Here is a 2773-nt window from a genome sequence, read left to right on the forward strand (position 1 = left end):
GTCTCGTTGCGCTTAGTTTCATTGCGATTAGTGTCGTCGGGTTTTGTGTCATTTGCTCAGTGTTTTGGCGTCGGTGAGCCTGTTTGCTTGGCGTCGTGGAAAGGGATGAGTATTTAATTGATAATAGCAGTAACATTCAATCATAACGGCTAGGTGTTATTTGCACATTAGCACTTTACAAACAGGGACTTCATCTAAGGTTGTCGTGTCGTATCTTTAAGGGCATGAGAAGATATCGGATGATCTGCTAGGGTCGCTGTTACCCGGCGCGATTAAAATTGACGAATTTGCTCGTCTTTTTTGCTTGTTCTTCGCAGTGGTTTTTTCTAAGGTAAATGCCCATTCTTTTCACTCTGGTGCATTATGAATAGCGAGCTGCAATTACAGGTTGAGCATTGGTTAGCCCAGGATCCCGATCCACGCACACAAGCCGAGTTACGAAGCTTGCTGGAACAGCAAGATGAGCAAGCACTCGCTGCGCGTTTTGCGGGGCGCCTTGAGTTTGGTACGGCCGGTTTGCGTGGGATTGTGGCCGCCGGTCCGATGGGGATGAATCGTCTCGTTATCCGTCAAACCTCGGCGGGGCTTGGGGCGTACCTACTCGAACACGTTAGCGACGCAACTGAACGTGGGGTGATAATTGGTTACGATGGACGCCATGATTCGCGCATCTTTGCCCATGATACGGCAAGTGTGCTTACCGCGATGGGCATTAAGGTGCGTTTGACCGCTAAGGTCGCCCCCACGCCTTTAGTGGCCTTTGGGGTAAAGCATTTTAATGCTGCGGCCGGTATTGTGGTGACCGCAAGTCATAATCCACCGCAATACAATGGGTATAAAGTGTACTGGGGAAATGGCGCGCAAATTATTACGCCCCATGATGCGGGGATCGCCGCCAAGATTGAGCTTGCGGCCAGCCAATCTATTCCATTTTTAGCCCATGAAGCGGGCATCAATCAAGGCCGATTGCAGTTGCTTGAGGATGAGTTTTATCAACGCTATCGACGCGCAGTGATGCAAGCCGAAGTGTTGCAACCTCATACAGCGCCGCAGCGCGTCAGTATTGCCTACACGGCAATGCATGGCGTAGGCGCTGATATGGCCGAAGCGGTACTGAGCGATGCTGGTTTTACCCAAGTGTATAGCGTGGCGGCGCAGCGCGAGCCTGATGGCGATTTCCCTACGGTTAACTTTCCTAATCCTGAAGAAAAAGGCGCGATGGACTTAGTGATTGCCGAGGCGAAAAAACACGGCGCGATGCTCGCTTGTGCTAATGATCCAGATGCGGATCGTTTTGCGGTTGCTGTGCGTCAGGACGATGGTGAATATCAGATGCTGACGGGCGATCAAGTGGGAGTGCTCTTGGGGCATTATCTCCTTAGCCATGCCCGTTCCGAGCAGCGCCTCGTTGGCACTACAATTGTTTCTTCCAGTTTATTAGCTAAGATTGCCAAGCGCTTTGGCGGGGAATGTTATACCACGCTCACCGGCTTTAAATGGTTGATGAACGTGGGCATGGCCAAAAGTCAGCCCCAAGCACAATTCTTATTTGCCTATGAGGAAGCCCTCGGTTATACCGTTGGTAACATGGTGTGGGATAAAGATGGTCTCTCAGCGTTGGTGGCTTTTGCCCAATTCACCGCCGAACTGGTCGCAAAGGGGCAAACTATTTGGGATAGATTGGAGCAAATTTACCGTGAGCATGGCTTCCATTTAAATACGCAAGTGAGTATCGCCTTAACGCCTGGCACGCCTGATATTGGCGCTTACTTGCGTGAATTTCCCCCCGCCGCGATTGGTGACCAAACCATAGTGTCAACAGAGGATTTCAAAACCTTAGAGCGTCGTTTTGCCGATGGTCGGCGAGAGCCAATCGAGCTGAGCGCGAGTGATGTGTTAATCTATCGTTTAGCCAATGGCGCGCAGGTGATCGTCCGGCCATCGGGCACTGAGCCTAAAATCAAATGTTATTACGAGGTGGTTGAGCCTATGAATGCCTACGATAGTTTGCAGAGTTGCCAAGTGCGGGCGATGGCGGCCATGGCGCGTTTTATTGATGCTCACCAAGCCAGTTTGCCAAAATAGCCCTTGGTGAAAGGTTACAGATAAGAGGGATCTGGCATTTGTGCGACTGCTTTTGTTTGGCCATAGGCGAGCGGGTACAAAGGAATGAAGTCACACTGAAGTAAGCGGAATAAAAAAGCCTTCCTTTATCATGAGGAAGGCTTAACGGTTGATGATCGCGATTAACGATTACAGTTTGAGTAGCACTTTCACATCCGCAGTGACCGCTGACTCATCAAGGTAACCAATGGCATTGGGGTTAGCTTTGATTGCATTAATCATCGCAGCACTGTCACCAGCGACGACAGGTGCTGTTGCCTTTCCGGTAAAGACTAAGCGTGACCAATTTGATTGTAACTGAGCATCGGTGCGGCCAGTGGTTTTACTATGAAACTCGGTACGCTCGGCACTGCCCTCTGGTAATTCAAATAATTGCGCGTTAGCACCGTTAGGCAGTTGTTGACCCTTACCTAAATACAGTTGTTTAACCGCATCGCTACTGATGGCGTCTGGCCCTTGGCTATTGCCAATCACCACCACCGCAGCATTAGCAGAAAAACAAGCGCTCATTATCAGTAAACCAAGAATGGATTTTTTCATGTGTTTCATTCCTTAGAATACAAAGTCGATAGAGGCTGAGTAAACGATGCTATCGTCATAAATAGGTTTAAATGTCGTTGTGTTAACATTGCCTTCAAGACCGCCATTT

2 protein-coding genes are annotated in these 2773 nt (G+C 49.5%); one reads left to right on the forward strand and one right to left on the reverse strand.

Annotated features, from left to right (window positions below; all coding sequences use genetic code 11):
- Positions 1-363 precede the first annotated feature (363 nt).
- Positions 364-2085, forward strand: coding sequence for a phospho-sugar mutase (locus ACRCZA_RS13040; RefSeq protein ID WP_438674851.1), 1722 nt, complete (start codon positions 364-366; stop codon positions 2083-2085).
- Positions 2086-2253: 168 nt separating this feature from the next.
- Here ACRCZA_RS13040 and ACRCZA_RS13045 read toward each other — a convergent pair whose 3' ends face one another.
- On the reverse strand, positions 2254-2664 hold the full coding sequence (locus ACRCZA_RS13045) for a phosphate ABC transporter substrate-binding protein (protein WP_438674852.1): 411 nt from the start codon (positions 2662-2664) through the stop codon (positions 2254-2256).
- Between the last annotated feature and the right edge of the window lie 109 nt (positions 2665-2773).

The organism is Shewanella sp., from assembly GCF_051658185.1.
Lineage (GTDB): Bacteria > Pseudomonadota > Gammaproteobacteria > Enterobacterales > Shewanellaceae > Shewanella.